This is a genomic window from candidate division TA06 bacterium (assembly GCA_016235665.1).
In the GTDB taxonomy this organism is placed as follows: Bacteria; Edwardsbacteria; AC1; order AC1; family EtOH8; genus UBA5202.
In genome coordinates, this window is record JACRJI010000014.1 from 157883 (window position 1) to 181514 (window position 23632).

Sequence of the window (23632 nt, forward strand, 5' to 3'; positions counted from 1 at the left end):
ACTAGGAGGTTCTGCCATGAATAAATACCTGATCATGGCCGGTCTTATTCTCTGCCTGGTCCAGCCGGGCCTGGCCCAGGTTATTGCCAACCGGGATTCCCTGGCCCTGGAGCAGCTGTTCGACAGTTTCTTCCGGGCATATGTGGCCCAGAACCCGGAGACGGCCACCCAGCTGGGGCTGTCCCGCGGAATGGGCTATGAGTATGACCGGTCAAGTCTGGACGACATCTCCCCGGCCGGAGACCAGGCAAACATAGGGCTGTTGAAACAACACCTTAACCGGCTCAACAAGATCGACAGAAAGGCCCTGACCCCGGCCCAGCGCCTGGATGCCAGGATCTTTGAGTGGTGCCTGCGGTCCACCCTGGACGGATATAAGTTCATTGATCAGGGATACCTGGTCAACCAGATGACCGGGCCGCATTTCCAGCCGGTGAACTTTTTGACCGGATATCACACCATCGAAACCAGACAGGATGCCGAAGACTACCTGGCCCGGATGGAAAAGATACCCCTCAAACTGCAGCAGGCCGGGCAACGGGTGGAGTCTCAGGATAAAAAGGGCATCCGCTCTCCGGTTTTCATCGCCGACATGGTGATAGGGACCATCAACGAACTGGTGAGCCCCGGGGCGGAAAAGAACATCCTCTACCTTGACTTTGCCGGCAAGATAAAAAACATTCCGGGCATAGGTTCCTCTGAACAGGAGAGTTTAAGGCAACGGGCCGAAAGGATCATCTCGGAAAAGATCTATCCCGCCTATCGGAAATATCTGGAGCAGGTCAAGGCCGTCCGGGCAAAATCCACCGATGCCGCCGGGGTCTGGAATCTGCCCCAGGGGGAACAGTATTACGCCCATTGCCTGAAGCAGAACACCACGCTTTCCCTGAGCCCCCTTGAGGTCCATAAAATGGGACTGGCCGAGGTCGAGGCCCTGCAGAAAAAGGGGCGGGCCCTGCTGGAATCCCTGGGAATAAAGGAAGGGGACAATTACGGGGACCTGGTGCGGCAGTACTGGGCATACTTGGACAGGTCCGAGATCAAGAACCAGATAGCCTACAACGCCTCCGGCCCCTGGAAGAACCAGGTGATCAGGGATTACCAGTCATTCATAGACAGCGCCCTGGTAAAAATGCCGGAGGCCTTTGACTACCTTCCCAGGACCAAGGTCCAGGCCCAGCCTGTGCCGGAATTCAAGGAACAGGGAGGCGTCACCTATTACGAGCCGGCCTCGCTGGATGGCAAGCGGCCGGGGGTGTTCTTCGTCAACATGATGAACATGCCCAACAAGGCTATGATGAGGTCCCTGACCTACCACGAAACGGTGCCGGGCCACCATTACCAGCTGGCGGTGCAGCAGGAACTGGGAGGCAACAGGATGTACCGCAATCTTTTCTTCCTGACCGGTTTCGGCGAAGGCTGGGCCATGTATGTCCAGGAGCTGGCTTACGAGCTGGGCTGGCTGCCGGACATCTACTCCCGGATCGCCGAGGTCAATTCCCAGCTGTTCCGGGCAGTGCGGGTGGTACTGGACACCGGGATCCATCTCAAGCAGTGGAACCGCGGGCAGGCCATGGCTTACATGGAGCAGAACCTGGGCTGGGCCTCGGGCACCGAAGTGGACCGCTACATCGTCTGGCCGGGCCAGGCCTGCTCCTACACCCTGGGCCGGATGCACATCAAGCAGCTGCGGGAGAAGGCAAAAGAGAAGATGGGGCCGCGCTTCGATCTGAAGAAATTCCACCATCTGGTGCTGGAGAACGGCAGCATGCCCCTGGACATACTGGGGAAAAAAGTGGACGATTACATCAAGGGCGGCATTTAAGAGAGGTTGCGCCCGGAAAAAATACCGTCCAAAGGACCTGCCGAAACAGTTTCCCCCGGGTTGCTGTTTCGGCTTTTCTTTTTGCTTGTAATTAGAGCTTAAATTATATACAATTAAATGCTTATCTAACTTGCTCAGGAAAAGTAGATAAAATAAACAGGTTTGGTAATAACGTAGATATTGCTCAATTATGTTCTTTTCTTTTTGCCCCGCCAAACAGAAAAGAACCAAAAGAAAAAGCTCGTCGCTTAAAACTTGTGGTGAGCGGGGTCGAACCACTCTCCGGGCCACGCTTACGCCCTGCCTACGTATAGCTTCGGCGGGCCCGCGCTGCGCTTCTCGTTGCCGGCGGGCTTGTCTGAACTCGGGTTTTGGCTAAGCCCTCAAACATGCAGACAAGCTTTTTCCGCCATCAACTGCGATGCTCACTGATCGTGATTCGATAAACTCATCACAAGTTTTTAACGCGACAACCGGGGTTGGCACCGGGTATACAACCAGTTTTCTTAGCTAATTGGACAAACATATACAATTAAATCATAAACAAAAATTACTGATACCAAACGTTATGTTAGCTCCACTTTTTACGGTAAAGAAGATCAAAAACAAAGGCCAGGGGCTTTTCGCCAGGGAATTCATCCCCCGGGGAACCATCGTGTTCTTTGAATGCCATAACTGCAAAGTTACGCCCAAGGCCAGTTTTCAAAAACTATTCCCCGCCCAAAAGGAAAAACTGCTGTTCCATGCATACACCGTCAAGAACGGCTCGGTGGTGATGCCCTGCGGCGACTCCAAATACATGAACCATTGCTGCGATTCCAACATCCTGGACACCGGGAAGGGATACGACATCGTGGTCCGGGACATCAAGAAAGGCGAAGAGGCCACCTACGACTACCGGGTCTTTTATGACCAGGACTGGGGATTCCAGTGCGCCTGCGGCTCCAAGAACTGCTGCGGCACTTTCCGCTGCCGGCACCCGCTGCCCCGGGGAGTGCGGGCCTTATGGGACAAGAAGATCAAGCCGGCCATAAAGCTGATCAACAAAGTACCTCAGCCGTTAAAGAACGAACTGATCTTGCATAATTCAAAACATAAAAGGCTGTTTAGCAACATGTCATGATCATAAACCTTAAGATCGTCCCCAATGCCAAGGCCGAGAAGCTGGTAAAAGAAGCCGGCCGGTACAAGGTCTATGTCACTGCCCCGGCGGTGGACGGCAAGGCCAATCAAAAACTGGTGGAGTTCCTGGCCGGGCATTTCAAGGTCAGAAAAACAGCCGTCACCATCCTCCGGGGCCAGACCTCGCGTCTGAAATTGGTGGAGATAAAAACCGAATGAAGACCATCAAATATTCCCGTCTTATCCTGATCTGCCTGACCCTGCTGGACGCAGGCTTCATCCTGCTCAGCGGGTTCATCATGCAAAGCCCGGTCCTGCTGATCAAACTTCTGGGTATCGTTGTCCTGTTTGCCGCCACCATGGGCGCGGCCCTGATCAGCCGGGAGTGGGTACGGCCGTCACAGGTCCGGGTCGAGGATGACCAGGTCATAGTTCAATGGAACAACTGGGAACTGCGGGGCCGGCTGGCGGAAAGGTCGTTCTCAGAACAAAAGCCCAAAATGCTCAGGCTCAAAGTCCTGGAATACAAGATCACCCTGTACCCGGTGGGGCCGATGTTCATCCTGGCCGGGCTTCTGGCGGAGCCCATCAGACAGCGGCTGCCCCGGCTGCTGGATAAGACGTTTTTTTATAACCGCGATAAACTGGTCTCTCAATTATCTCCAATCCCGGGAACCGCCGGGGTAATGCTGGAAATTCCGGTGATTTTACTGGGAAAAAGAAAGGTGAAAAAATGGCTTGGCTGAAGAACATCTTCCAACGGGCCAAACCCCTGGCCTCAGGGCTGTATCATTACCGGGGACAAGAGGGCGACCGGTTCTTCCGGCTGCACCTGCGGATAGAGCCCGACGCCCGGGGGGTGCTGGTGATCAACGCCTCCAAGATCCTGCACCTGAACCAGACCGCGGCCGAGCTGGCCAAGCACATCATAGAAGGCGACGACGCCAAAACAGCGGCGGAGCAGATGGTAAAGCGCTACCGGGGCGTGAAATCTTCGGTTCTGGAGAACGATTTCAACCAGCTCAAGCAGAAGATCTTCGCCCTGGCCTCCACCGACGACGTCTGCCCGGTGACCTATCTGGACATCAACCGGATCGAGCCCTTCGAGACCCCGGTCAGCGCGCCCTACCGGATGGACCTGGCCCTGACCTACAAATGCAACGACGCCTGCGGCCACTGCTACCTGCCCAAGGACCGGATGCCCCAGGAACTCACCGCCCAGCAGTGGAAGCAGATCCTGTCGAAATTGTGGGATACCGGGATCCCCCACGTCTGCTTTACCGGGGGCGAGGCCACCCTAAGGCCGGACCTGGTGGACCTGATCGCCTATGCCGAGGAGACCGGCCTGGTGACCGGCCTTTTGACCAACGGCCGGAAACTGAAGGACAAAAAGCTGGTCAAGCAGATGACCGAAGCCGGCCTGGACCATTTCCAGATCACTTTGGAATCGCACCTGGCCTCGGTCCACGACAAGATGGTGGGCAGCAAGGGGGCCTTTGAGGACACGGTCAAGGGAATAAAGAACGCCGTGGCCTCGCCGGTCTACACCATCACCAACACCACCCTGACCAGGCTCAACGCCAAGGGCATGGAAAAGACCATGGAGTTCCTTAAAAAGCTGGGGATCACCACCATGGCCTGCAACGGGCTGATCTATTCCGGGCAGGGAGCCTCTTGCGGTCTGGGCTTCACCGAAGCGGAGCTGGTGCCGCTGATGGAGAGGATCCGGGAAAAGGCCCGGCAGCTGGACCTCAAACTGATCTGGTACACGCCCACCCAGTACTGCCAGCTGGACCCGGTGAACCTGGAGCTGGGTGTCAAGACCTGCACCGCCGCCCGCTACAACATGTGCGTGGAGCCGGACGGCTCGGTCATCCCCTGCCAGAGCTATTTCGCCCCGCTGGGGAACATCCTGACCGACAGGTGGGAGAAGATCTGGAACGCCAAGCCGGCGGTGGATCTCCGCAACAAAACCTATTTGATGGACAAATGCAAGGGGTGCCAGAAACTGCCGCTGTGCGGGGGCGGGTGTCCGATATACAATACCCAGAATGAAGTGATATGCGTGGACAGCAAGTCTAACGCATAACTGGGGCGAAGAAAAAAAGGAGCGGTTGTTGACCGCTCCTTTTTACGTTTGTCTGTTATCAGAAATTCCAATTCACTCCAGCGTAAGGCCCATGCAGGGAAGGCCCTCGATAGATCATGGCCGCATGATACCCGAATTTCAGCTCGATCCTTTTCACAAAGTACGAGTAATAGGCGCCGCAGTCGTGGTAGGAGGTTCCGGTCTCGGGGAAATAATTATAATCGTAGCCCAGGGTAATGGCCCCGCGATTGTCGGTGAATATCTTCCATTCGGTCCCGATCAGGGCTGCCGATTGGCCGTAGGCGCCCTTGAGCCAGCGCCAGCCCAGGTGGTTCCGCCAGATCACGTATTCTCCCAGGGCCTTGCGCAGGCCGAGCTTGATACTGGTATTGTGAAATTGGTACAGTCCCCCTCCGGACAACCGCTCCCGGTATTGATCATACGAAGCCCCGAGAACGAAGCTTCCGGCGTACAAGTCAAACCCCGTCACCGCGGTCGGGATGTCACGGTAGGTGTGCTGGTATCCCGTATTGACGGTGAAATAAGCGGCCGGCTGGCAATCCATCATTGCGGTAAAAGAGGAAACGGAATAATACGGATAGGGGCCGTAATTGGGCCCGGGCAGGCTGCAGTATCCGGCCACGCATGCCTTGAGGATGATCTTGGGAATGAAGAAGACAAGCTCGCCCCAAAAACTTTCCCCTTCATTGCATTCATCGGTGTCCGGGGACCGCTCTTGGCCGGATGTACTATCCCTCTTGCTCAGACCTTTCTCAAAACCGCCCAGCTTGCTGCTGCTGGAGTCGGGGCTCTGGGCAAAGGCCGCCGAGGTGCAGATAAGGAAAAGCCAGGTCAGTATCAGTATATGTCTGTTTGTGTTTTTCATATCTTTCTTGGGCAGACAAAGTGAAAGGCGGGCAAACACCGCCTTTCATTGTCATTGTTCGCTATGTTATTCCAGCCTATGCCAAAGCCTCCAGCGCAGTAGACCTCTGCCCCAGTTCCTTCAGCACTGCCAGCCCCGAGGCCTGCTCCATCCGGCGCTTGACATCCCGGAAATCGGTCTGATCCAGGTAGATCATCCGGTAGGCCGCCACCGCGGCGGCGTAATTCCCCAGGTACTCGTAGCACTGCCCCAGCAGATAGCAGACATCCATCTGGAAGCGGCTGAAGGGGTGCTCGGCCAGGGGCACGGCCCTCAGCACTTCCAGGGCCGAGACCGCCTCGCCCCGGCCCAGGAAGGCCCGGGCCAATAGCAGCAGGCGGCGGCCGGCGGTCTCCTTGTCCTGGGGTTTAAAGGCCAGCAGGTTGATGGCGGTATCATGCTTGCCCACCCCCACCAGTTTTCCGGCCAGGTCCAGTTTCCGGAACTCATCGTCCGGGGCATCCTGCAGGGCCTGGTAGGATTTGTCCACCTCCACCTGCATCCGGCGCAGGTTGAAGCGGCGCAGGGCCCGGAAGACCTCGTCGGCATCGGGGTTCAGCTTCCGCACCTGGTCCATGATCTCCTCGGCCTTTTCCTCCTGCCGCAGGGCCAGATAACTTTCGGCCAGATAGAACAGCACCCTGGTCCGGCGTTCCGGGTCCTCCACCATCTTCACCGCTCCCGAAAGCAGGTCCTTGGCCTGGGGGAACTTTCCCATCTCAAAATATATAATTCCCAGGGCCTCGTGTATCTCCGGCATGTCGCGGTGCTGGGCCATCATCCTCTCGATGGCGGCGGCGGCCACCACCCGGCGGGAGGGATCCAGCTCCGAGACCCGCACCAGCCCCTCTATAGATGATTTTATGTCGCCGGCCTCGGCCAAAAGCCGGGCCCGGAAGAAGATCACCTCGGCCTGGTTGGGGTTGTGCTCCAAAACCTGGGCCAATGATTCTAACACCTTGGGCCGGTCCTCAGGGAGCAGTTTGACAACTGCCTCATATTCTGCCAGAGCCAGGTCATAATGACCGGCCCGGCACTGGAGATCGGCCAAAAGGTAGCGGGCCGGAGCCGCCTGGGGAAATTGGTCAATGATGGCCTGCAGTCTGGAGGCCACCTCCGCCGACTGATCCTCCGTTAGATCCAGTATCTGTTTCAGCATTTCCACGCTCTGTTCGGAGGCGTTCCGCTGGGCGTATATCCGGGACAAAAGGTAAAGGCCGGCGACATTTTCCTTGTCCCGCTGCAGCACCTGGCGCAGCAACCCCACGGCCGGCTCGGCCAGGGCGGCATCCTTGGACAACGATTGTTCGATCAGCGCCACGGCCTCATCCAAAGAGTCCTTGACCACCAGCGACTTGGCCAGGGCCATTTTCACCTGGGGCTGGTCCGGGTTTTTGGCCAGCATCTGGCGGTAAAAGGCCACCACCTGGTCGGCTGTCTCCGGGGCCAGCTCCAGGGCCTGGCTTAAGGCGGATGCGGCCGGGCCGTAATTCTGTAATACCATGTTTATCTGGGCATCGGCCATCAGCGCCCGGTGATTGACCGGGTCGGCGGTCTGGATATCCTTGATGTCTGCCAGTATCTTTTCGGCCCAGCGCGGCTCCCGCTGGGTCACGAACAGCAGTTCGTCCAACGATCTGTCGTATTGTTTAAGATGCAGCATGACCTTGGCCCGGGCATAATGGCCGGGCAGGCTGGTGTTGTCAACCTCCAGCAATTTATTGATGTTCAGCAAAGCTTCATCCGACAGGGTTCCGTCAAGTTCTGAAGCCTTCATCAACCCGCCGCCGGCCTTGGTCAGCTCGCCTTTCTCCAGATATATCTGTCCCAGCCGCAGGTAGGCCTTGGCCGAACCGGTACCGGGCCACTTAGCCACGATAATGTTGGCCTGGTCAAAAGCCTTTTCCAGAAGGCGCTGCTGGTACAGAAGCTCCATCTGCAATAACTGTAATTGCAGATCATCGGGCTGCTGCCGCAGGAGCTCCTGCAACTTTAGGCTGACCTGGGGCAAAAGCGATTTGTCGCTGGAAGCGGCCGCCAGCAAGGCGGCGGCCATGGGCGCCGGCTCTGCATCGCGCTGGTGCATTTCCGCCAGGGTCAGCTGCAGCTGACCTGATTGGGGAAACTCCCGGGCCAGTTCCACCAGTGAAGCCTTGGCCGGGGCCAAAAGCCCCGGCTGTTGGTGAAGCTTAAGGAATAAAGCGACGGCGGCCGGATGATCGCCCGACCTGGCCCAGGCCGCGGCTTTGACTAGTTGAACGGCAGGCTGGTCCTGTCCCTGCTGTTCCAGGCTTTGGCATAGCTTGGCCAGATTCTGATTGAACTGGAGATCGGCCTGGGGCGATACGGAATCCAGCAATGGCAGGAATTCCGGCCAGCCGGCGGGGTTTCTTTTTCCCAGCTCGGCGCCCAGCATCACCGCTTCCGTCAGCCGTTTGTTCTTTATCAGCAGTTCCATCAGCGGGGGGGCCAGGGCCGGGTCAAACTCTTTTGCCAGCAAGCCCTGCATTTTGGGCAGGGCTTTTTCCAGCCACTCACTCCCCAACCCCGCCAGATACTGGTAAACTCTGGCCGCCTTCAGCAATTCCGTTCTCAGCAGGTAGCATTCGGCCAGAAACTCCAGGGCCAAAGGCTGATCCAGATTCTTTTGCAGCAGTCCGTTCAGTTTTTCCAGGGCCAGGTCCACCAGGGTGGCATCCTTGGAAACCATCTCTTTCAGCGACTTTACCACCTGATCGGTCTGTCCGGCTGCGGAATAGGCGTCTATGATCCGGGTGGCAGCCTCAAAGTTCCCCGGGGATTTTTCCAGTATCATATGATACCGGGAAAGAACCTGGGACAAGAGCTCCGGGGCTAGTTCGGCCACCCGGGCAAATGAGGTCATGGCCAGGTCGGTCTTGGAGGCCTCCAGGGCACAGTCGCCCATGAACATGTAACCATCGGTGTTCTGGGGATCAAGTTTCAAGATCTCCCGCAGCTGGGCCAGGATGGTCTCCCGGTGGCGCAGATCCAGCTTCCACAGCCTTTTGGCGGCTTCCAATCCGGGCAAGGCCTGCTGTTTCTTCAGGTAGAGCTGGATACTCAAGGCCAGGGCGCCGATGTTGTCAGGTTCTTTTTCCATAAGGTTCTTTAACCGGTCTATTACCGGCTGGGGGTCCTGGGCCTTGGCCGCTTCGGAATAAAGTTCCAGGGCTTTTTCGTTCTGGCCGGTCTTCAGCAGAACGTCGCCGTAGCGCATGGCCACTTCGGTCACACCGGCTCCGGTGGCGGCTATCTGAAAGGCGGCCTCGTTGACATGGGGATGATCTTCCGGGGATTGTGCCGCCACGGCATCCAGCAGGTCAAAGGCCGGAATAGGCTGGCCCTTGCGGTAATAAAGCAGGGCCAGGCTTAAAAGCACCCCCATGTCCTTGGCCCTGGTGCCGGCCGGTTTGGCCGGTCCCTGGTAGCGGTCCAGGGATTCCTTGATCTTGCCGTAGCGGGAAAGCATGGCGTCGACATCCCGGTCGGGCAGGGTCTTGAGAATTTTAACGGCCGGCTCGATGTTGCGCCGGGAGACGTTCATCTCAAAGGCCAGGTCGCCCAGATCAGACGAGCGGGTCCCGTTGTAAAAAAGTTCCTCGGCCGATGCCAGTACTTCCTTGGAACGCGAAGGCACCAGGCTGACGGCGTTCTTTAAGGCGGCGGCGGCATCCCGGCCTTTTTCATCGGCTTGATGAGCCCCGGCCAGGGCGGTAAGCAGTTCAAAGTCCTCGATATTGTTCTTGAGGCCAGAGGCCAGCAGTTCGGCTGCCTTGCCGGGCTTGCCTTCGGTCCGCAGTTTGTCGGCCTTCTGCAGTATCTGCTCCTTGGAAAGCAGGAAAAAATCGGCTAAGGGAGACATGTTATAACGGCTCCGTAAAGGGTGAAATTTGTCATTTTATGAATGGTCTTCAAACCAAAGATTAATATTTAAACTTAACACAAGCCAATTTTAAAGTCAAGGATAAATCGAGGATTTATTGAAATAAAAAAGGGATGAACTCTACCCCTTTATCCCCTTCTCTTGCCAAGAGAAGGGGAGGGGGATGAGTTATAAAGTGTTCATTATTATAAAAAAAGGAAGCCCAGGTCCATCGGGCTTCCTTTTTGAAAGTAAACTTGTTTCGGTCAGATCAATCCCAGTTCCTTGCCGGCGGCCTTGAATTCTTCCAGCACCCGGTCCAGCTGGGCATCGGTGTGGGCGGCCGAAAAACTGGTGCGGATCATCTCCCGGCCCTCGGGCACGGCCGGGGACATCACCGGATTGGCGAAGATTCCGTGGTCCATCAAGTGCTTCCAGAAGGCGAAGGCTTTCTCCCGGGAGCCGATCATCAGCGGGATGATGGGGGTGCAGGCCGAGCCGGTGTCATAGCCCAGATCCTGGAATCCTTTCAGCATCTTGTCGGTGTTGTGCCAGAGCTTTTTAAGCAGCTGCGGTTCGTCCTGCAGCACGTCCACCGCCGCCGAGACGGCCGCGGTCAAAGCAGGTGGCAGGGCGGCCGAGAATATCATGCTCCGGGCAAAATGCTTGACATAGTCGATCACCTCAAAATCCCCGGCCACCACCCCGCCGATGGCGGCGAAGCTTTTGGAGAAGGTGCCCATGATCAGGTCGGTCTCCTTTTCCAGGCCGAAATGCTCGGCGGTGCCCCGGCCATGGGCTCCCAGCACCCCCAGGGCGTGGGCGTCGTCCACCAGCAGCCGGGCCCCGTGCTTTTGGCAGATCTTGGTGATGCCAGGCAGATCGGCGATGTCGCCCTCCATGCTGTATACCCCGTCCACGATCACCATCTTTCCCTTGCCGTGGTCCAGGCCCTGCAGCACCCGGTCCAGGCTCTGGGCGTCGTTATGCTGGAATCGGCGCATCGGTGAATAGGACAGCCGGCAGCCGTCCAGGATGGAGGCGTGGTCGTATTTGTCGGTGATCAGGATGTCGTCCTTGGTCCCCAGGCAGGAGATGACGCCCAGGTTGGTCTGCATCCCGGTGGAGAAGACCAGGGCCGCCTGCTTGTTGAGGAACTTGGCCAGCTTAGCCTCCAGCTGGTTGTGCATGTCCAACGTGCCGGTGAGGAAGCGGGAGCCGGTGCAGCCGGTGCCGAACTTTTCGACGGCCTTGATGGCAGCTTCCTTGACCCGGGGGTGGGTGGTCAGGCCCAGGTAGTTGTTGGAACCGATCATGATCATCTTCTGGCCGTCGATGATCACCTCCGGCTCCTGGGCCGAGGACAAGGGGTGGAAATAAGGGTAAAGACCGGCGTCCCGGGCATCCCGGGCATCGGTGAAGTCAACGCATTTTTTGAAAATATCCATTAAGAACCTCTGAAGGGGTGAAATATTTGATCTTTAATGACTATATAAATAGTGGATATGGTAAAACCCAGATTTAACCAGGTTATGTTCTTTTCTTTTTGTGCCGCTAACAAGAAAAGAACCAAAAGAAAAAGCTCGTCGCAAAGAACCATCCGGGCGCTGCGCTTCTCGTTGCCGGCGGGCTTGTCTGAACTCGGGATTTTGCCAATCCCTCAAACAGGCCAGACAAGCTTTTAACCGCCGTCAACTCCGATGCTCACTGATGGTTCTTAACGCGACATACCTTGGTTGGTTGACGGTTGATCATCCTGTTTCCTGAGCAAACCGGATAAGCAGTTAATCTTTTATTATACTAAAAAAATGCAGGCATAGCAAGAAAAAATCCCCTCCGGAAGATGTCCGGAAGGGGCATAATGCTTTCGGCGTGGATCCCAGAATATCAAACGGGACCCTTCCCCACCAGCAGCTGCACCAGCTCATCCCCCAGCTTTTGGGGCCTGTCCTCTATTATCTGGAATCCCGCCTGCTTCAAGGCCCTCCGCCACTGGGCCAGGCTGAAAAGCCCGGCGGTGTGGGTGTCATGCTCGACCCTCAGTTGCTTGCCCCGGCGGATCAGGTAGACGAAGGCCATCTGATAGGTGCTGTCCTTTGGATCGGGGTCGTGGTCGTTCTCGATGTAGGTGATGTCGTATCCCCCGGACCTTGAGCGCCAGACCGAGGTCTTGCTCTGTTCAAAGCGCTCCTTGCAGTCCTCCACGTACAGTGCCATCACTCCGCCGGGCTTAAGGTGGCGGCGGGCGTTCTTCAGGGCCTTCAATAGGTCCTTTTCGGTCTGCATATAGATGATGCCGTCGTTGAAGAACACCGCGTCAAACTTTTTCTTCAGGTCAAATGACCGCATGTCACCAACGTGATAATCGGCCCCGGGGTTGAGCTTGTTGGCCTGGGCGATCATTTGGGGGCTAAGGTCCACCCCGGTCACCGCAAAGCGCTTTTTAAGCCAGTAGTCGTTCTTGCCGCCGCCGCAGGCGATGTCCAAAATAGTTTTGGCCTTTGGGCAGTGCTTTTTTATGAGACTGATGAACCGGGCGCTTTCGGGCGCATAGTCCTCCACCTTTTCCCATAGCGGCCACAGCCAGCTTAGGTCTTTGTACAAACGGTTTTTCATTATTCTCTATGTTATTAGTAAGCTTTGTTAAACACATCTTTTTACTTCAAGCGATACCATGAATGATATCGCTGGTAAAACATCAACCCCGATTAATCGGGGTCAACATAGGCCGCACTTGCGGCCTTGATGATAGCCAGCGATAGACTTCAGGCTATCGCTATTTGGAAGGATTCTTCAAAAGCCAAACAGGGTGCCGTTCTCAGAATGACGGGGGACGGTCATAGCCAGTTGTTGGCGCGGTACCACTCCGCCGTCTCCTTCATTCCCCGGGCCAGGTCGTATCGGCACTGGAAGCCGAAATCATCCTTTGCTGCCTGCGAGGAAATGGTCCAGAATTTTTGCGACATTTCCCGCACCTTCTGCCGGGTAATCATGGCCGGCCGGTTCAGGGCATGGGCTCCGGCTTCGTTGAACATGGCCGAAAGGTGGGCCAGCTGCAGGGGAACGTGCAGTTTAACTATTCTTTTTCCCAGACATCCGGCAATTATCTCCGATATTTGGTCCCAGGAATATGATCTATCTTCGGCCAAAAAGTATGTCTTTCCTGGAGAATTTTGGGAAGCGGCCGCCAGCAGCATTCCATCAACCAGGTCTTTTACATAAATCAGATGGGCGTGGCGGGTACTGAAGCCCGGCAGAATAGCAAGACCCTTCCGGACCCACCTGAAATACGACAGTACTTCGGTGTCCCGGGGGCCGTAGACCGATGGGGGGCGCACAATGGTCACCGGCAGTTTGCCCGAAAGCTCCATCAGCTCCTGCTCGGCCTGCAGTTTGCTCCGGCCATAGTCGGACAAAGGCCGGCATTCATCCCGCTCGCAGACCGGTCTATCCAAACAACCCGCCGGGCCGGCCGTTGCCTGGCTGGAGGCAAAGAGGAAACGCTTTAAGCCCGGAGCGGCTGTCAGAGCTGCCCGGGCCAGGTTCATGGTGGCCCGGGTGTTGTGAAGATAAAAATCCTTGGGGTCCCTGGCCTTGACCGCTCCGGCCAGTTGAAAGATGTAACCTGCTCCGGAGACGGCCTGCTCCAAAAAACTATTGTCCTGCAGGCTGCCGGTCATAAGCTCCAGCTCCAGGTCCTTGATCCATCTTAGGTCGCTGGTGGGGCGGACCAGGGCCCTCACCCGGAACCCCCGGTTCAGTAAGGCTTCGGCCAGGTGGCTGCCGATGAATCCGGTGGCGCCGGTAAGCAGGGCCAGGGGCTTTTTGTTTTCAGAAATTTTGTCGGGCATGGCTCAAGTTTAATGTAAAACAGGCCGGTCTGTCAACAGAAATCACAGGACAGGGAATATCGCCGGGAAAGCTTTCGTGGCTTTAAATAATGCTTGACATTTATGCGTTTTGTGTTAAATTATAAGGTTTAGGGACAGAAAAAACATTCTTCACTTTAACATAAAATACCAATTGACGGACCAGCATGATTGTTGCCATCGGCACCGACATCGTCAAGGTGGAGCGCATAGAACAGGCCTACAAAACCTACGGCCGGCGTTTTCTGCAGAAAGTATTCACCGAAGAGGAGGCCCGGTTCTGCCTTTCCCGCAAGCACCCGGCCCCGGCCCTAGCCGCCCGATTCGCCGCCAAGGAGACAATCTCCAAGTGCCTGGGGACCGGCTTCCGGCGGGGTGTCTATCCCAACCTGATCGAGATCGTGGACAACGAGAAGAGCCGCCCCACCGTCAAACTGCACGGCAAGGCCGCGGAGTTTGGGAAGGATTACATCTTTCATCTTTCCATCTCGCACGAAAAAGAGTTCGTGATCGCGGTGGCGGTGATGGAGGCTTCCGTCCACTAAGAAAAGAAACGACGATTTCCCACGAAATACACGAAACTACGCGAAATATTATTTATACTATTTTAGTGCTTTTTAGTGGGCAGGAAATAAGGAGGAACCGATATGCTAGTCGTCACACCCCGGCAGATGCAGGAGATAGACGCCCGGGCCATCAAGAAGTACAAGGTGCCGGGCCTGACCCTGATGGAGAGCGCCGCCCGGGCCCTGGCCGACAAGGCGCTGGAGATGCCGGCCCAAAATTCTCCGGGAACGGTCTGCATCGTCTGCGGGCCGGGCAACAACGGCGGCGACGGACTGGCCGCGGCCCGGCTGCTTAAGGAGCAGGGCTGCGAAGTTCAGGTCTTCCTGCTTGGTTCATTGCCCCGGCTTAAAGGCGACGCCAGAACAAATGCCCAAAAACTCAAGGCCGCCAAGATCAAGGTCAACGAGATCAAGGGCGGGGCGGGCCTGACGGCGCTGAAGGCCGGCCTTAAAAAAGCATCACTGGTGATAGACGCCGTCTTCGGCACCGGGTTTCATGGAGCTCCGGAAAAGCTCGCAGGCCAGGTCATCGAGGCCGTCAACAGCTCTGGTGTCCCGGTGCTGGCCGCCGACATTCCCTCCGGTGTGGACGGGCTTACGGGACAAACGTTTGGTCCGGCCGTCAAGGCCGCAGCCACCGTAACCATGGGGCTGCCCAAGACGGGACTGCTGTTTTATCCGGGGAAAACTTTGGCCGGGGAGATAGCGGTCGCGGACATCGGTTTCCCCCCAAAGGCCATCGATGGGCAAAAAGTAAACATAAACACCATCGATCCCGAAAGCGTAAGACAGCTTCTTCCCCGCCGGGCTCCCGATGCCCACAAGGGGAGCTGCGGCACCGTCCTGGCGTTGGCCGGTTCGGCGGGGATGACCGGGGCGGCCCGCCTGGTCTCGCTTTCCGCCCTGCGCTCCGGGGCCGGGCTGGTCTTTCTGGGGATCCCGGAGAGCCTGGGCGATGTGATGGAGTCCAAGCTGACCGAGGCCATCATCAAGCCGCTGCCGGAGACCCGCACCAGGACCCTGTCGCTGACGGCGCTGGACAGGATCAAGGCGCTGATGGCCAAGGCCGATTCGCTGGTGATGGGCCCGGGGCTTTCCACTCATCCGGAAACATTGGAACTGGTGCAGTCGGTGGTCAAGCACCTGAACCTACCGGCCGTGCTGGATGCCGATGCCTTGACCGCCCTGTCCGGCAATGTCCAGGTGTTTAAGACCCAGGCCCCGCTGGTGCTGACCCCCCATTACGGGGAAATGGCCCGGCTGACCGGAAGAACCATCACCGAGATAAAAACCGACCCCATGCGGGCGGCCAGGGAATTCGCGGTTGAATTCAGCAAAACCGTGGTGCTCAAAGGCGCCCCCACCGTGATTGCTTTGCCTTCGGGAAACATCTGGATCAACACTACCGGCAACAGCGGGATGGCCACAGCCGGGTCGGGCGATGTGCTGGCCGGTCTGATAGCCGGGCTGCTGGCCCAGGGCCTGTCCCCGGAAAATGCGGCCAAGCTGGGGGTCTATCTGCACGGGCTGGCCGGGGATCTGGCCAGGGAAAACAAGACCGAGTACTGCCTGCTGGCGGGGGATATTTTGGATGAACTTCCCGCCGCCTACAAAAAACTGATGGAGGTTTTATGATGATCTGGCTGGGATACGCTTTGTTGGGGGCGGTGGCCGGGGTTTTCAGCGGACTGCTGGGCATAGGCGGGGCCATTTTGATGATCCCAGCCCTGGTGTACATCTTCAAATTCTCCCAGCAGCAGGCGCAGGGAACTTCAATTGCCACCCTGCTCCTGCCCATCGGGCTGCTGGCGGCCTGGAAATACTATTCGGCCGGGCATGTCAATGTCAAGGCGGCGGCGCTGATGGCCGGGGGGTTCTTCTTCGGCGGCCTGTTGGGGGCGGTGCTGGCCGGAAAGATCCCCGGGGTCTGGCTGCAGCGCTCGTTCGGTTTTTTTCTGCTGATCATCGCGGTCAAGATGATACTGGTGAAATGAACAACCTGGATGGATGGATAATCGGCAACGTCAGGGAGGCCCGGGCCGGAGGCCGCCTGGAGCAGGGCATTCCCTTTGCCATCTGGCAGAGGCAGTGGGATATCTGCGACCTGTCGGGAAACCGGGCCCGGAGCCGGGTGATAGCCGAAAATATGTCCGGGCTGGCCCGGCGCCATCCCCGCTACGCGGTCACGGACCGGCTTTACAATGCCAAGATCCACTTCTATTCCGGAGAATACGCCAAGGCGTTGGAACTTTCCCAGGAGGCCCTGCTGTTGAGCCGGCAGGATGAAGATGATCCAAGACTTCCCGATATCTACGTCCAATTGTCGCAGTCCCACCAAAGTCTTTCCAACTTTGAGAAAGCCCTGGAATACCAGGCTCAGGCGGCCGGCCTCTACCGGTCAAAAGGCGACCAGATCAGCCTGGGTAATTCCCTGGCCAACAGCGGCCTGATATAGTGGAAAATGGGCCGGTCCCAGGAAGCCCTGTCCCATCTGGAGCAGGCCAGGAAGATATTTGAAAACAACCGCGACGAACGTTCCATGGCGGTGGTGCTGACCAACACCGCCAACGTGCTGCTGGCCACCGATGAGATGGAACAAGCCCAGAAGAACTATCTGGCATCGCTGGCGATCTGCCAGCGGACCGGAGACCTGGCCAAGCAGAGCTCCCTGCACAATAATCTGGGAGCGATCACCTTCCGCCGGGCAGATTATTCCGGGGCCCTGAAACATTACAACCTGGGGCTCAGGATCGATGAAACTTTGGGCAACCTTACCGGACAGGCTGCCAAGCTGAACAACATGGCGGTGATGCTGGGCTCGATGGGGAAGCATGACGAGGCCATGTCCAGTTTTGAAAGGGCTTTGAAGATAGACATGAAGACAGGCAACCAGGACGGCCAAATGCGCAAGCTGGGCAACATCGCCACCCTGCATTCTATAAAGGGAAACTATCCCCAAGCCATTGAGTGCATTGATCAGGCCATAGAGATATCCAGGAAGATCAACAGCCGGGGTTATTACGGGTATTTCCTTTCGCAAAAAATATCATACCTGGGCAATCTGGGAGACAATGACGGAGCCAAGAGCATAGGAAACGAGGCCATAGAATTGACCAGGGATTCCGGCAATCTCAGCCAGCTAGCCACGCTTTACTCCAATCTGGCCGACATTTACTATGACACCGGAGAACTGGACAAAGCATATGAATATTCCAGCCTGGCCATAGATATCATCAAGAATCACGAATTGTTCGAGGTCTTAAAGGAGAACAGCTGGTACACCCACAGCATGATACTGGAGAAAATTGGTAGAATCAAGGAGTCTTCGGAATACCTTAAAATGGCCTATGACGAAGTGCAAAGCAAGGCCCGGAACATCGGGGATGAACAGGAGCGGAAGGGGTTCTTGACCAAGAACCGGGCCATTGCCGAGATCGTGGAAAAATGGGAAAGTTTCCAAACAAAAGAAAAGTGATACATGCCGATATACGAATACCAGTGCCTTGATTGCAAGAAGAACTTCAGCCTGCTGATCCTCAGCCCCTCCACTTACGGAACCCCCAAGTGTCCGGGCTGCGGAAGCGAAAGGCTGGAGCGGCTGATGTCCCGGTTCCGGACCATCCGGTCCGAGGAATCCAGGATGGAGCGGCTGGCCGACCCTTCCACCTTTTCCGGGGTGGACGAGAACGACCCGGCTTCCGTGGCCAAATGGGCCAAGAAGATGGGGAATGAGCTGGGAGACGAGGCCGGCGAAGGGTTTGACGAGATGGTGGACCAGACGATTGAGGAGGAGGCGCATAAAAGCGCGGGCACGGAAGAATCGTTTGAGTAGTCCGGCAAAGAGGCAAGGCAACGCGGGAACCGATGGAGCAGCCAAACAAGGAAGACCGGCAACGATGGAAACGCTGGAAGACCTCTCCCTCTAATCCCTCCCCTCGAGGGGAGGGAAGGGTTGGGTCGGTGGTGTGGGATGGCAGGGACGACAATGGACAAAGGGTTTCCAACGGTGTATACGTCTACCGCCTGCAAAGCGGCGGCAAATGCCTAACCCGTAAGACGATTCTTCTAAAATGATATTTTATTCAATGGTTAATAACTCTGTGCCTCTGAGTCTCTGTGGCAAAAATTGAAAGCTGACAAATGAAACCATGCATAGCCATAACCATCGGCGACCCGGCCGGGATCGGCCCGGAGATCGCCCTTAAGGCCGCGGTCGACCGGGAGGTCTTGCGGCACTGCCGTCCGGTGCTGGTCGGTCCCCAGGATATCTGGGAGCAGGCGGCCAGGATCTACGGCATCAGGATCACCGGGCTGGAGATACATGACATCTATTGCCAGAAATTCTTCCTGACCCCCGGCAAGACCTCAGCCCAAAGCGGGGGCATCGCCGCCCGTTCCATTATCGCCGGAGCCCTGCTGGCGTTGGACAACCAGGTTAAAGCTCTGGTTACCGCGCCCATCTCCAAGCTGGCCCTGCGCCAGGCCGGGTACCAGCAGCCGGGACACACCGAACTGCTGGCCGAGATCTGCGGGGTGAAGGATTTCGGGATGATGTTTGCTTCGGAGAACATCAAGGTCACTTTGGCCACCATTCACCAGCCTTATGCCCAGGTCCCCAAAACCCTGACCACGGCGGTGATCAGGGAAAAGATAGAGCTGACCCAAAAGGCCCTGGTGAACTGGTGGGGCGTCAAAGATCCCAGGATCGGGGTGCTGGGCCTGAACCCCCACGCCGGCGAGGACGGGCTGTTCGGCACCGAGGAAAAAAAGATCATCCTGCCGGCGGTACGATATTTCCAAAAAACCGGCTGCGCGGTGACCGGCCCCCTGTCCTCGGAATCGGGCTTCGGCCTGATCCTCCGGGGAAAGCTGGACGCTCTGATTGCCATGTACCACGACCAGGGCCTGCTGCCGCTGAAGGTTCTGGGCGGCACCATCAACATCACGCTGGGATTGCCCATCATCCGGACCTCGCCGGACCACGGCACAGCCCTGGACATAGCCTGGCTGAATAAGGCCGATCACAACCCCATGAAAAATGCCATACTGCTGGCGTCCGCCCTGGGGGCAAAGAACATTTCCGGTCAACCATTCACCAGCCGAAACGGGAAATGAGAAAATGATAGAACTAGTGCACGTTACCAAGACCTTTCAGAACAGCTGGACCGCTTTAAAGGACATCAGCTTTGAATTGGAGAAGGGGGAGTTCGTGTTTCTGATCGGACCTTCGGGCTCGGGCAAAAGCACCATCCTCAAGACCATCATGATGGAGATCCTTCCGGACGAGGGCCTGGTGAAGGTGGCGGGTTTCGGCTCGGACTGCATCAAGGCCCGGGACATCCCCAAACTGCGGCGCAAACTGGGGGTGATCTTTCAGGACTTCAAGCTGCTGCCAGAAAAGACCGTCTACGAGAACGTGGCCTTTGCCCTGGAGGTGACCGGGGCGGCCGAGAGGCTGATCCACAAAAAATCCATGGCGGCCCTGAACGAGGTGGGGATGTCACACAAAAGGCATTCCTTTCCCTACCAGCTTTCGGGAGGCGAACAGCAGAAGACGGCCATAGCCAGGGCTCTGGTCAACGATCCCTTCATTCTTTTAGCCGACGAGCCCACCGGCAACGTGGACCCGGCCGGAACCCTGGAGATAATCCAGATCCTGAAGAACATCAACGCCAAGGGCACGGCGGTGCTGATGGCCACCCACGAGCACGAGCTGGTAAAGAAGATGCCCCACCGGGTGATAGAACTGGAGGCCGGGGCCATCATCAGGGACATGCCGGGCAAGAGCCATTACCGCCGGGGCAGCCATACTGAAAACGAATAGCCCGTATTTTTGCAAATTTTCGTAATAAATATAATCCAATAACCTCGGGAAAACTGGGGAACAAAAGGCACCAGCCCCGGTATGTCGCGTTAAAACGATCAGTGAGCATCGCAGTTGACGGCGGAAAAAGCTTGTCTGCATGTTTGAGGGCTTGGCCAAAGCCCGAGTTCAGACAAGCCCGCCAGCAACGAGAAGCGCAGCGCGGGCCCGCTGAAGCTTTAGCGTAAGCGTGGCCCGGAGAGTTTTAAGCGACGAGCTTTTTTCTTTTTGGTTCTTTTTCTTAGTTGGCGGAACAAAAAAGAAAAAGAACAATAATAAAATTAAGGAGAAAATATGTCCAAGACAATCACCGCCGCCTCCAACGGGATAGGAATGGGGTCGGCCCTGGCCATGATCCTGTCCTGGTCCATCAATCATTCGATCCTGTGGGCCATACTGCACGGGATCTTCGGATGGTTCTATGTCATCTACTTTGCTATAAAGCATTAAGACACAGGCTTCCGGCGGCCGGGAGACCGGCCGGTAAAGGAAGTTTAAAAAATATTTTGCGTTCTGTGAAACAAATTTAACCCCTCCGGCGTATTCTCCTTTGAACAGGGAAACAACCAACCATCAAAAGGAGAACGTCAATGAAAACCAGCAACCCCCAGTTTGAGTGGGACGGCTTGATCCCGGTGGCCTTTCTGGTCAGCATGATAGTGATGACAATAGTCAGCATCTAAATGACTGAACAATATACAGGCCGCTAATAAAAAGCCCTCCAACCCGTAATTGGCAGGGCTTTTTACGTTATTTCAGGTCTTCCAGCCGCTCCGGTAAATCAGCAACATCAAGAAACACCAGGGAAAAGCCAAGCATCGCCAATGCCCACCGACAAACAGGACATAATACTGGTCCAGCGCTGCCTGGACGGAGATTCCAGGGCTTTTAACGACCTGATGAACAAATACAAGCGCCAGGTCTTCAGCCTTATTGTCCGTTTGGTCAAAAGCCCGTCCGATGCCGAGGACATCCTGCAGGATACCTTCATTAAAGCCTACCGCAATCTGTCCTCGTTTGACGCCCAGTACCCCCTGCTGACCTGGCTTTTCAAGATAGCCCACAACACCTCCATAGATTTCTTAAGGGCCAACAAGGGCGAGACATTGACCATCAACGACGAAGAGAATCCGATAGACCTTGAAGACACCGGTTCCTCCCTGGAGGAAAAGATGGAGCAGCTTTCGGAAAAGGAGCTGATAACGAGAATGGTAAACACGGTCCCGGCTCCTTACCGCGAGGTACTGATCATGCGCCACCAGCAGGAGCTTTCTTATGAAGAGATATCCGAAGCCATTCAGATCCCCATGGGCACGGTCAAGGTCCGCCTGTTCCGGGCCCGGGAGATCCTAAAAACCAAGCTGGAAGCGGCCGGTTATGGGTAGCTTGAAGTTAAAATACGACGAAATAAACAAGACCCAACCTAGGCTAACCACAGAAACACCGAAATATACGAAACACGGAACTAAAATCCATAAAAGTAAATATTCAGTAATTCCGCCATTTTGTGTTTCTGTGGTAAAAGTAACAATGTCTAGTAGTTCTAATAACCTGCCAAACCAGCGAAACAAAATGCCCGCCCATTGCGTATTCACCACAGAGGATAAAAAAATGAACTGCACAGAAATTAAACATAAGCTGCCGGACTATATCGACCAACTGCTTGATAAGCAAGAAGTTAAGTCGGTAAAAGACCATTTAAGGACCTGCCGGCCCTGCCAAAGGGAGTACCGGCTGTACGCTATGGCTGTTTCCTCGGTGGCCGGCTTACCGCTGCTTTCTCCCTCGCCGGAGTTCAATTCCAAGGTCTTTTCGGCCCTGGGGTTGGAATACAAACCATCGCTATTCCCGGCCTGGTCCAAGTGGGCCGCCGGACTGGCCAGCCTGGCTCTGATGTGGGCCGGAGGGGCAATGCTGGCAGGGATCTATGCCGTCAGCAGGCTGGGCCTGGCCCAGACCTATTTGTACCTGAAAAACCCACAGAAAATCCTCACCGCCCTGCAGTTTGGCCTGATTAAAACCTGGTTCGTTCTCTCCGATATGGTTAACAATTTCCAGGCCCTGGCGGCCTGGCTGTTCAAAGGTTCAAACCTGCCGCTGCAGATATTATTAACATTCCTGGCTGCGGCCGGAGTGGTGATGCTGGCCATGATGAAGATGAGATACCAGCCCCAGGGCAGATCCTGGAACCATTCATAAAAAAACAAAAATAAACACAAGGAGAATTAAAATGAACACAAACCGTAAGTTCATGATCGGCCTGGTCCTGGTCCTGGCGATCGGGACGCTGGTGCTGATGATGGCCGCAGCCACCCTGCTGGCCCAGAAGGATACAATGGTCATCAAGACCAAGCTGCTGGACAGGAACACGGCCGTCAAGGTGCAGGGCCTAAGCGAGCCGGCGCCCAAGGCCGGCCAGACCTACAAGCTGAAGATGGCCGACAAGGACATCGAGATCAACGCCAAGGACTCCCGGGTCGGGGATGTGTACGTGGCGGCCGGCGACACCATTGATGACGACCTGGCCACCACGGGCGGAAGCATCACGGTGGACGGGGTGGTGACCGGCGACTGCGCGGACATGGGCGGCTCCATCATAGTCAACGGCGAGGTGCAGGGCGACGTGGCCTGCTTCGGCGGTTCGGCCGATGTGGCCGGACTGGTGGGCGGCGGCCTGGCCTGCTTCGGCGGCTCGGCCAATATCACCGGCAGCGTGGGTGAAGATCTGGTCTGCTTTGGCGGCACGGTCACGCTGGGGCCCAAGTCCTCGGTGGGCGGCGACGTGGCGGTGATGGGCGGCACGGTGGAGAAATCCGACAGCGCCCAGATCGGCGGCGAGATCCAGAAGCTGGACCTGGGAATGCTCAACAACATGCTGCCGGGTATGATCGGCCATGCCAGGGTGGTGCACGAGCATCCAGTAAAGTCAAGGTTCCTGGTCTTCGGGGTCTGGTTCTTCGTGGCTTTGGGCTTAAGCCTGATAATCCTTTTGATCACGGCCCTCTTTCCCCATCATATTGAAGCTGTGAAGAACGCCACCGTGCAGGACACCTGGAAGTCCTTCGGCATAGGCCTGCTGGTGATAGTGGCCTTCATGCCGGTCTGGATAATGCTGATCATAACCATAGTCGGCATCTTCGTGGTGCCGCTGGCCTACGCCGCGGCCCTGCTGGTCTCCCTGGCCGTCTTTGGGATGATCCTGGGCCAAAGGTTCTTCCAGGTCACAAACAAACCCCAGCCGGGCACCGTGCTGACCGCAATGACCGGTTTCCTGCTGCTGATGGCTGTGATGGTGGCCGGGATGCTGATCAACGTGGCCGGCAGCCCCTTCAACATCCTGGGCTGGATCCTGGTGATCATCAGCTGGATAGCCTGCTGGATAGGCATCTCCCTGGGACTGGGCGGGGTCTGGCTGTCCCGGTTCGGCACGGTCAAGACCTACCGTACCCCGGCTTTGCCGCCGGCAGTCCCCGAAACAAAGCCGCAGTAA

Annotated in this window: 22 protein-coding genes; 17 read left to right on the forward strand and 5 right to left on the reverse strand. The window is 56.6% G+C overall.

Annotation, left to right across the window (positions count from 1 at the left end):
- Positions 1–16 precede the first annotated feature (16 nt).
- The 5 genes from HZA73_09640 to HZA73_09660 all read left to right on the forward strand — a co-directional run bounded on the left by HZA73_09640 (position 17) and on the right by HZA73_09660 (position 5036).
- The gene (locus tag HZA73_09640; protein MBI5806295.1) at positions 17–1825 is read left to right on the forward strand and encodes a DUF885 domain-containing protein; all 1809 of its coding nucleotides are present in this window, start codon (positions 17–19) and stop codon (positions 1823–1825) included.
- 568 nt (positions 1826–2393) lie between these two features.
- Positions 2394–2948, forward strand: a complete 555-nt coding sequence (locus HZA73_09645; protein MBI5806296.1) for an SET domain-containing protein — start codon at positions 2394–2396, stop codon at positions 2946–2948.
- Complete coding sequence (locus HZA73_09650; protein MBI5806297.1) at positions 2945–3166, forward strand: DUF167 domain-containing protein; 222 nt, start codon at positions 2945–2947, stop codon at positions 3164–3166. Before HZA73_09645 ends, HZA73_09650 begins: the two co-directional genes overlap by 4 nt.
- A complete protein-coding gene (locus tag HZA73_09655) occupies positions 3163–3693 on the forward strand; it encodes a hypothetical protein (protein ID MBI5806298.1) in 531 nt (176 codons plus the stop codon). The genes HZA73_09650 and HZA73_09655 overlap by 4 nt, the downstream gene beginning before the upstream one ends.
- The gene (locus tag HZA73_09660) at positions 3681–5036 is read left to right on the forward strand and encodes a radical SAM protein (protein MBI5806299.1); all 1356 of its coding nucleotides are present in this window, start codon (positions 3681–3683) and stop codon (positions 5034–5036) included. The genes HZA73_09655 and HZA73_09660 overlap by 13 nt, the downstream gene beginning before the upstream one ends.
- Before the next feature lie 58 nt (positions 5037–5094).
- Here the strand turns inward: HZA73_09660 and HZA73_09665 are convergent, their stop codons facing one another.
- The 5 genes from HZA73_09665 to HZA73_09685 all read right to left on the reverse strand — a co-directional run bounded on the left by HZA73_09665 (position 5095) and on the right by HZA73_09685 (position 13695).
- Positions 5095–5922, reverse strand: a complete 828-nt coding sequence (locus HZA73_09665; GenBank protein ID MBI5806300.1) for a hypothetical protein — start codon at positions 5920–5922, stop codon at positions 5095–5097.
- 76 nt (positions 5923–5998) lie between these two features.
- On the reverse strand, positions 5999–9844 hold the full coding sequence (locus HZA73_09670; GenBank protein ID MBI5806301.1) for a tetratricopeptide repeat protein: 3846 nt from the start codon (positions 9842–9844) through the stop codon (positions 5999–6001).
- 266 nt (positions 9845–10110) lie between these two features.
- Positions 10111–11292, reverse strand: a complete 1182-nt coding sequence (locus HZA73_09675; GenBank protein MBI5806302.1) for an aminotransferase class I/II-fold pyridoxal phosphate-dependent enzyme — start codon at positions 11290–11292, stop codon at positions 10111–10113.
- Positions 11293–11731: 439 nt separating this feature from the next.
- Complete coding sequence (locus HZA73_09680; protein MBI5806303.1) at positions 11732–12460, reverse strand: class I SAM-dependent methyltransferase; 729 nt, start codon at positions 12458–12460, stop codon at positions 11732–11734.
- 221 nt (positions 12461–12681) lie between these two features.
- Entirely contained in the window at positions 12682–13695 is a 1014-nt protein-coding gene (locus HZA73_09685; protein MBI5806304.1) for an NAD-dependent epimerase/dehydratase family protein, read from the reverse strand.
- A 185-nt stretch (positions 13696–13880) separates the two neighbouring features.
- Here HZA73_09685 and acpS point away from each other — a divergent pair, with 185 nt between their 5' ends.
- The 12 genes from acpS (at position 13881) to HZA73_09745 (ending at position 23632) form a co-directional block, all read left to right on the forward strand.
- A complete protein-coding gene (acpS, locus tag HZA73_09690; protein ID MBI5806305.1) occupies positions 13881–14258 on the forward strand; it encodes a holo-ACP synthase in 378 nt (125 codons plus the stop codon).
- 102 nt (positions 14259–14360) lie between these two features.
- Positions 14361–15914 carry an NAD(P)H-hydrate dehydratase gene (locus tag HZA73_09695; GenBank protein MBI5806306.1) on the forward strand — a complete coding sequence of 518 codons (1554 nt, stop codon included), beginning with the start codon at positions 14361–14363 and terminating at the stop codon, positions 15912–15914.
- Positions 15911–16273 carry a sulfite exporter TauE/SafE family protein gene (locus HZA73_09700; protein MBI5806307.1) on the forward strand — a complete coding sequence of 121 codons (363 nt, stop codon included), beginning with the start codon at positions 15911–15913 and terminating at the stop codon, positions 16271–16273. Before HZA73_09695 ends, HZA73_09700 begins: the two co-directional genes overlap by 4 nt.
- Entirely contained in the window at positions 16270–16734 is a 465-nt protein-coding gene (locus tag HZA73_09705; protein MBI5806308.1) for a tetratricopeptide repeat protein, read from the forward strand. Before HZA73_09700 ends, HZA73_09705 begins: the two co-directional genes overlap by 4 nt.
- A gap of 6 nt (positions 16735–16740) precedes the next feature.
- Positions 16741–17754 carry a tetratricopeptide repeat protein gene (locus tag HZA73_09710; GenBank protein ID MBI5806309.1) on the forward strand — a complete coding sequence of 338 codons (1014 nt, stop codon included), beginning with the start codon at positions 16741–16743 and terminating at the stop codon, positions 17752–17754.
- A 3-nt stretch (positions 17755–17757) separates the two neighbouring features.
- Complete coding sequence (locus HZA73_09715; protein MBI5806310.1) at positions 17758–18111, forward strand: zinc ribbon domain-containing protein; 354 nt, start codon at positions 17758–17760, stop codon at positions 18109–18111.
- A gap of 308 nt (positions 18112–18419) precedes the next feature.
- Positions 18420–19394, forward strand: a complete 975-nt coding sequence (gene pdxA / locus HZA73_09720) for a 4-hydroxythreonine-4-phosphate dehydrogenase PdxA (protein ID MBI5806311.1) — start codon at positions 18420–18422, stop codon at positions 19392–19394.
- 4 nt (positions 19395–19398) lie between these two features.
- The gene (gene ftsE, locus HZA73_09725; GenBank protein MBI5806312.1) at positions 19399–20103 is read left to right on the forward strand and encodes a cell division ATP-binding protein FtsE; all 705 of its coding nucleotides are present in this window, start codon (positions 19399–19401) and stop codon (positions 20101–20103) included.
- A 333-nt stretch (positions 20104–20436) separates the two neighbouring features.
- A complete protein-coding gene (locus HZA73_09730; GenBank protein MBI5806313.1) occupies positions 20437–20592 on the forward strand; it encodes a hypothetical protein in 156 nt (51 codons plus the stop codon).
- A gap of 374 nt (positions 20593–20966) precedes the next feature.
- Positions 20967–21527, forward strand: a complete 561-nt coding sequence (locus HZA73_09735; protein MBI5806314.1) for a sigma-70 family RNA polymerase sigma factor — start codon at positions 20967–20969, stop codon at positions 21525–21527.
- A gap of 226 nt (positions 21528–21753) precedes the next feature.
- Complete coding sequence (locus tag HZA73_09740; protein MBI5806315.1) at positions 21754–22341, forward strand: zf-HC2 domain-containing protein; 588 nt, start codon at positions 21754–21756, stop codon at positions 22339–22341.
- A 31-nt stretch (positions 22342–22372) separates the two neighbouring features.
- Positions 22373–23632 (forward strand): hypothetical protein, encoded by a 1260-nt coding sequence (locus tag HZA73_09745; GenBank protein MBI5806316.1) that lies wholly within the window; start codon positions 22373–22375, stop codon positions 23630–23632.

Excerpts from the sequence above, each read along its gene's own strand:
- HZA73_09640 (MBI5806295.1), top strand. The coding sequence starts at position 17 with ATGAATAAATACCTGATCATGGCCGGTCTTATTCTCTGCCTGGTCCAG.
- HZA73_09645 (MBI5806296.1), top strand. The coding sequence starts at position 2,394 with ATGTTAGCTCCACTTTTTACGGTAAAGAAGATCAAAAACAAAGGCCAG.
- HZA73_09650 (MBI5806297.1), top strand. The coding sequence starts at position 2,945 with ATGATCATAAACCTTAAGATCGTCCCCAATGCCAAGGCCGAGAAGCTG.
- HZA73_09655 (MBI5806298.1), top strand. The coding sequence starts at position 3,163 with ATGAAGACCATCAAATATTCCCGTCTTATCCTGATCTGCCTGACCCTG.
- HZA73_09660 (MBI5806299.1), top strand. The coding sequence starts at position 3,681 with ATGGCTTGGCTGAAGAACATCTTCCAACGGGCCAAACCCCTGGCCTCA.
- HZA73_09665 (MBI5806300.1), bottom strand. The coding sequence starts at position 5,922 with ATGAAAAACACAAACAGACATATACTGATACTGACCTGGCTTTTCCTT.
- HZA73_09670 (MBI5806301.1), bottom strand. The coding sequence starts at position 9,844 with ATGTCTCCCTTAGCCGATTTTTTCCTGCTTTCCAAGGAGCAGATACTG.
- HZA73_09675 (MBI5806302.1), bottom strand. The coding sequence starts at position 11,292 with ATGGATATTTTCAAAAAATGCGTTGACTTCACCGATGCCCGGGATGCC.
- HZA73_09680 (MBI5806303.1), bottom strand. The coding sequence starts at position 12,460 with ATGAAAAACCGTTTGTACAAAGACCTAAGCTGGCTGTGGCCGCTATGG.
- HZA73_09685 (MBI5806304.1), bottom strand. The coding sequence starts at position 13,695 with ATGCCCGACAAAATTTCTGAAAACAAAAAGCCCCTGGCCCTGCTTACC.
- acpS (MBI5806305.1), top strand. The coding sequence starts at position 13,881 with ATGATTGTTGCCATCGGCACCGACATCGTCAAGGTGGAGCGCATAGAA.
- HZA73_09695 (MBI5806306.1), top strand. The coding sequence starts at position 14,361 with ATGCTAGTCGTCACACCCCGGCAGATGCAGGAGATAGACGCCCGGGCC.
- HZA73_09700 (MBI5806307.1), top strand. The coding sequence starts at position 15,911 with ATGATGATCTGGCTGGGATACGCTTTGTTGGGGGCGGTGGCCGGGGTT.
- HZA73_09705 (MBI5806308.1), top strand. The coding sequence starts at position 16,270 with ATGAACAACCTGGATGGATGGATAATCGGCAACGTCAGGGAGGCCCGG.
- HZA73_09710 (MBI5806309.1), top strand. The coding sequence starts at position 16,741 with ATGGGCCGGTCCCAGGAAGCCCTGTCCCATCTGGAGCAGGCCAGGAAG.
- HZA73_09715 (MBI5806310.1), top strand. The coding sequence starts at position 17,758 with ATGCCGATATACGAATACCAGTGCCTTGATTGCAAGAAGAACTTCAGC.
- pdxA (MBI5806311.1), top strand. The coding sequence starts at position 18,420 with ATGAAACCATGCATAGCCATAACCATCGGCGACCCGGCCGGGATCGGC.
- ftsE (MBI5806312.1), top strand. The coding sequence starts at position 19,399 with ATGATAGAACTAGTGCACGTTACCAAGACCTTTCAGAACAGCTGGACC.
- HZA73_09730 (MBI5806313.1), top strand. The coding sequence starts at position 20,437 with ATGTCCAAGACAATCACCGCCGCCTCCAACGGGATAGGAATGGGGTCG.
- HZA73_09735 (MBI5806314.1), top strand. The coding sequence starts at position 20,967 with ATGCCCACCGACAAACAGGACATAATACTGGTCCAGCGCTGCCTGGAC.
- HZA73_09740 (MBI5806315.1), top strand. The coding sequence starts at position 21,754 with ATGAACTGCACAGAAATTAAACATAAGCTGCCGGACTATATCGACCAA.
- HZA73_09745 (MBI5806316.1), top strand. The coding sequence starts at position 22,373 with ATGAACACAAACCGTAAGTTCATGATCGGCCTGGTCCTGGTCCTGGCG.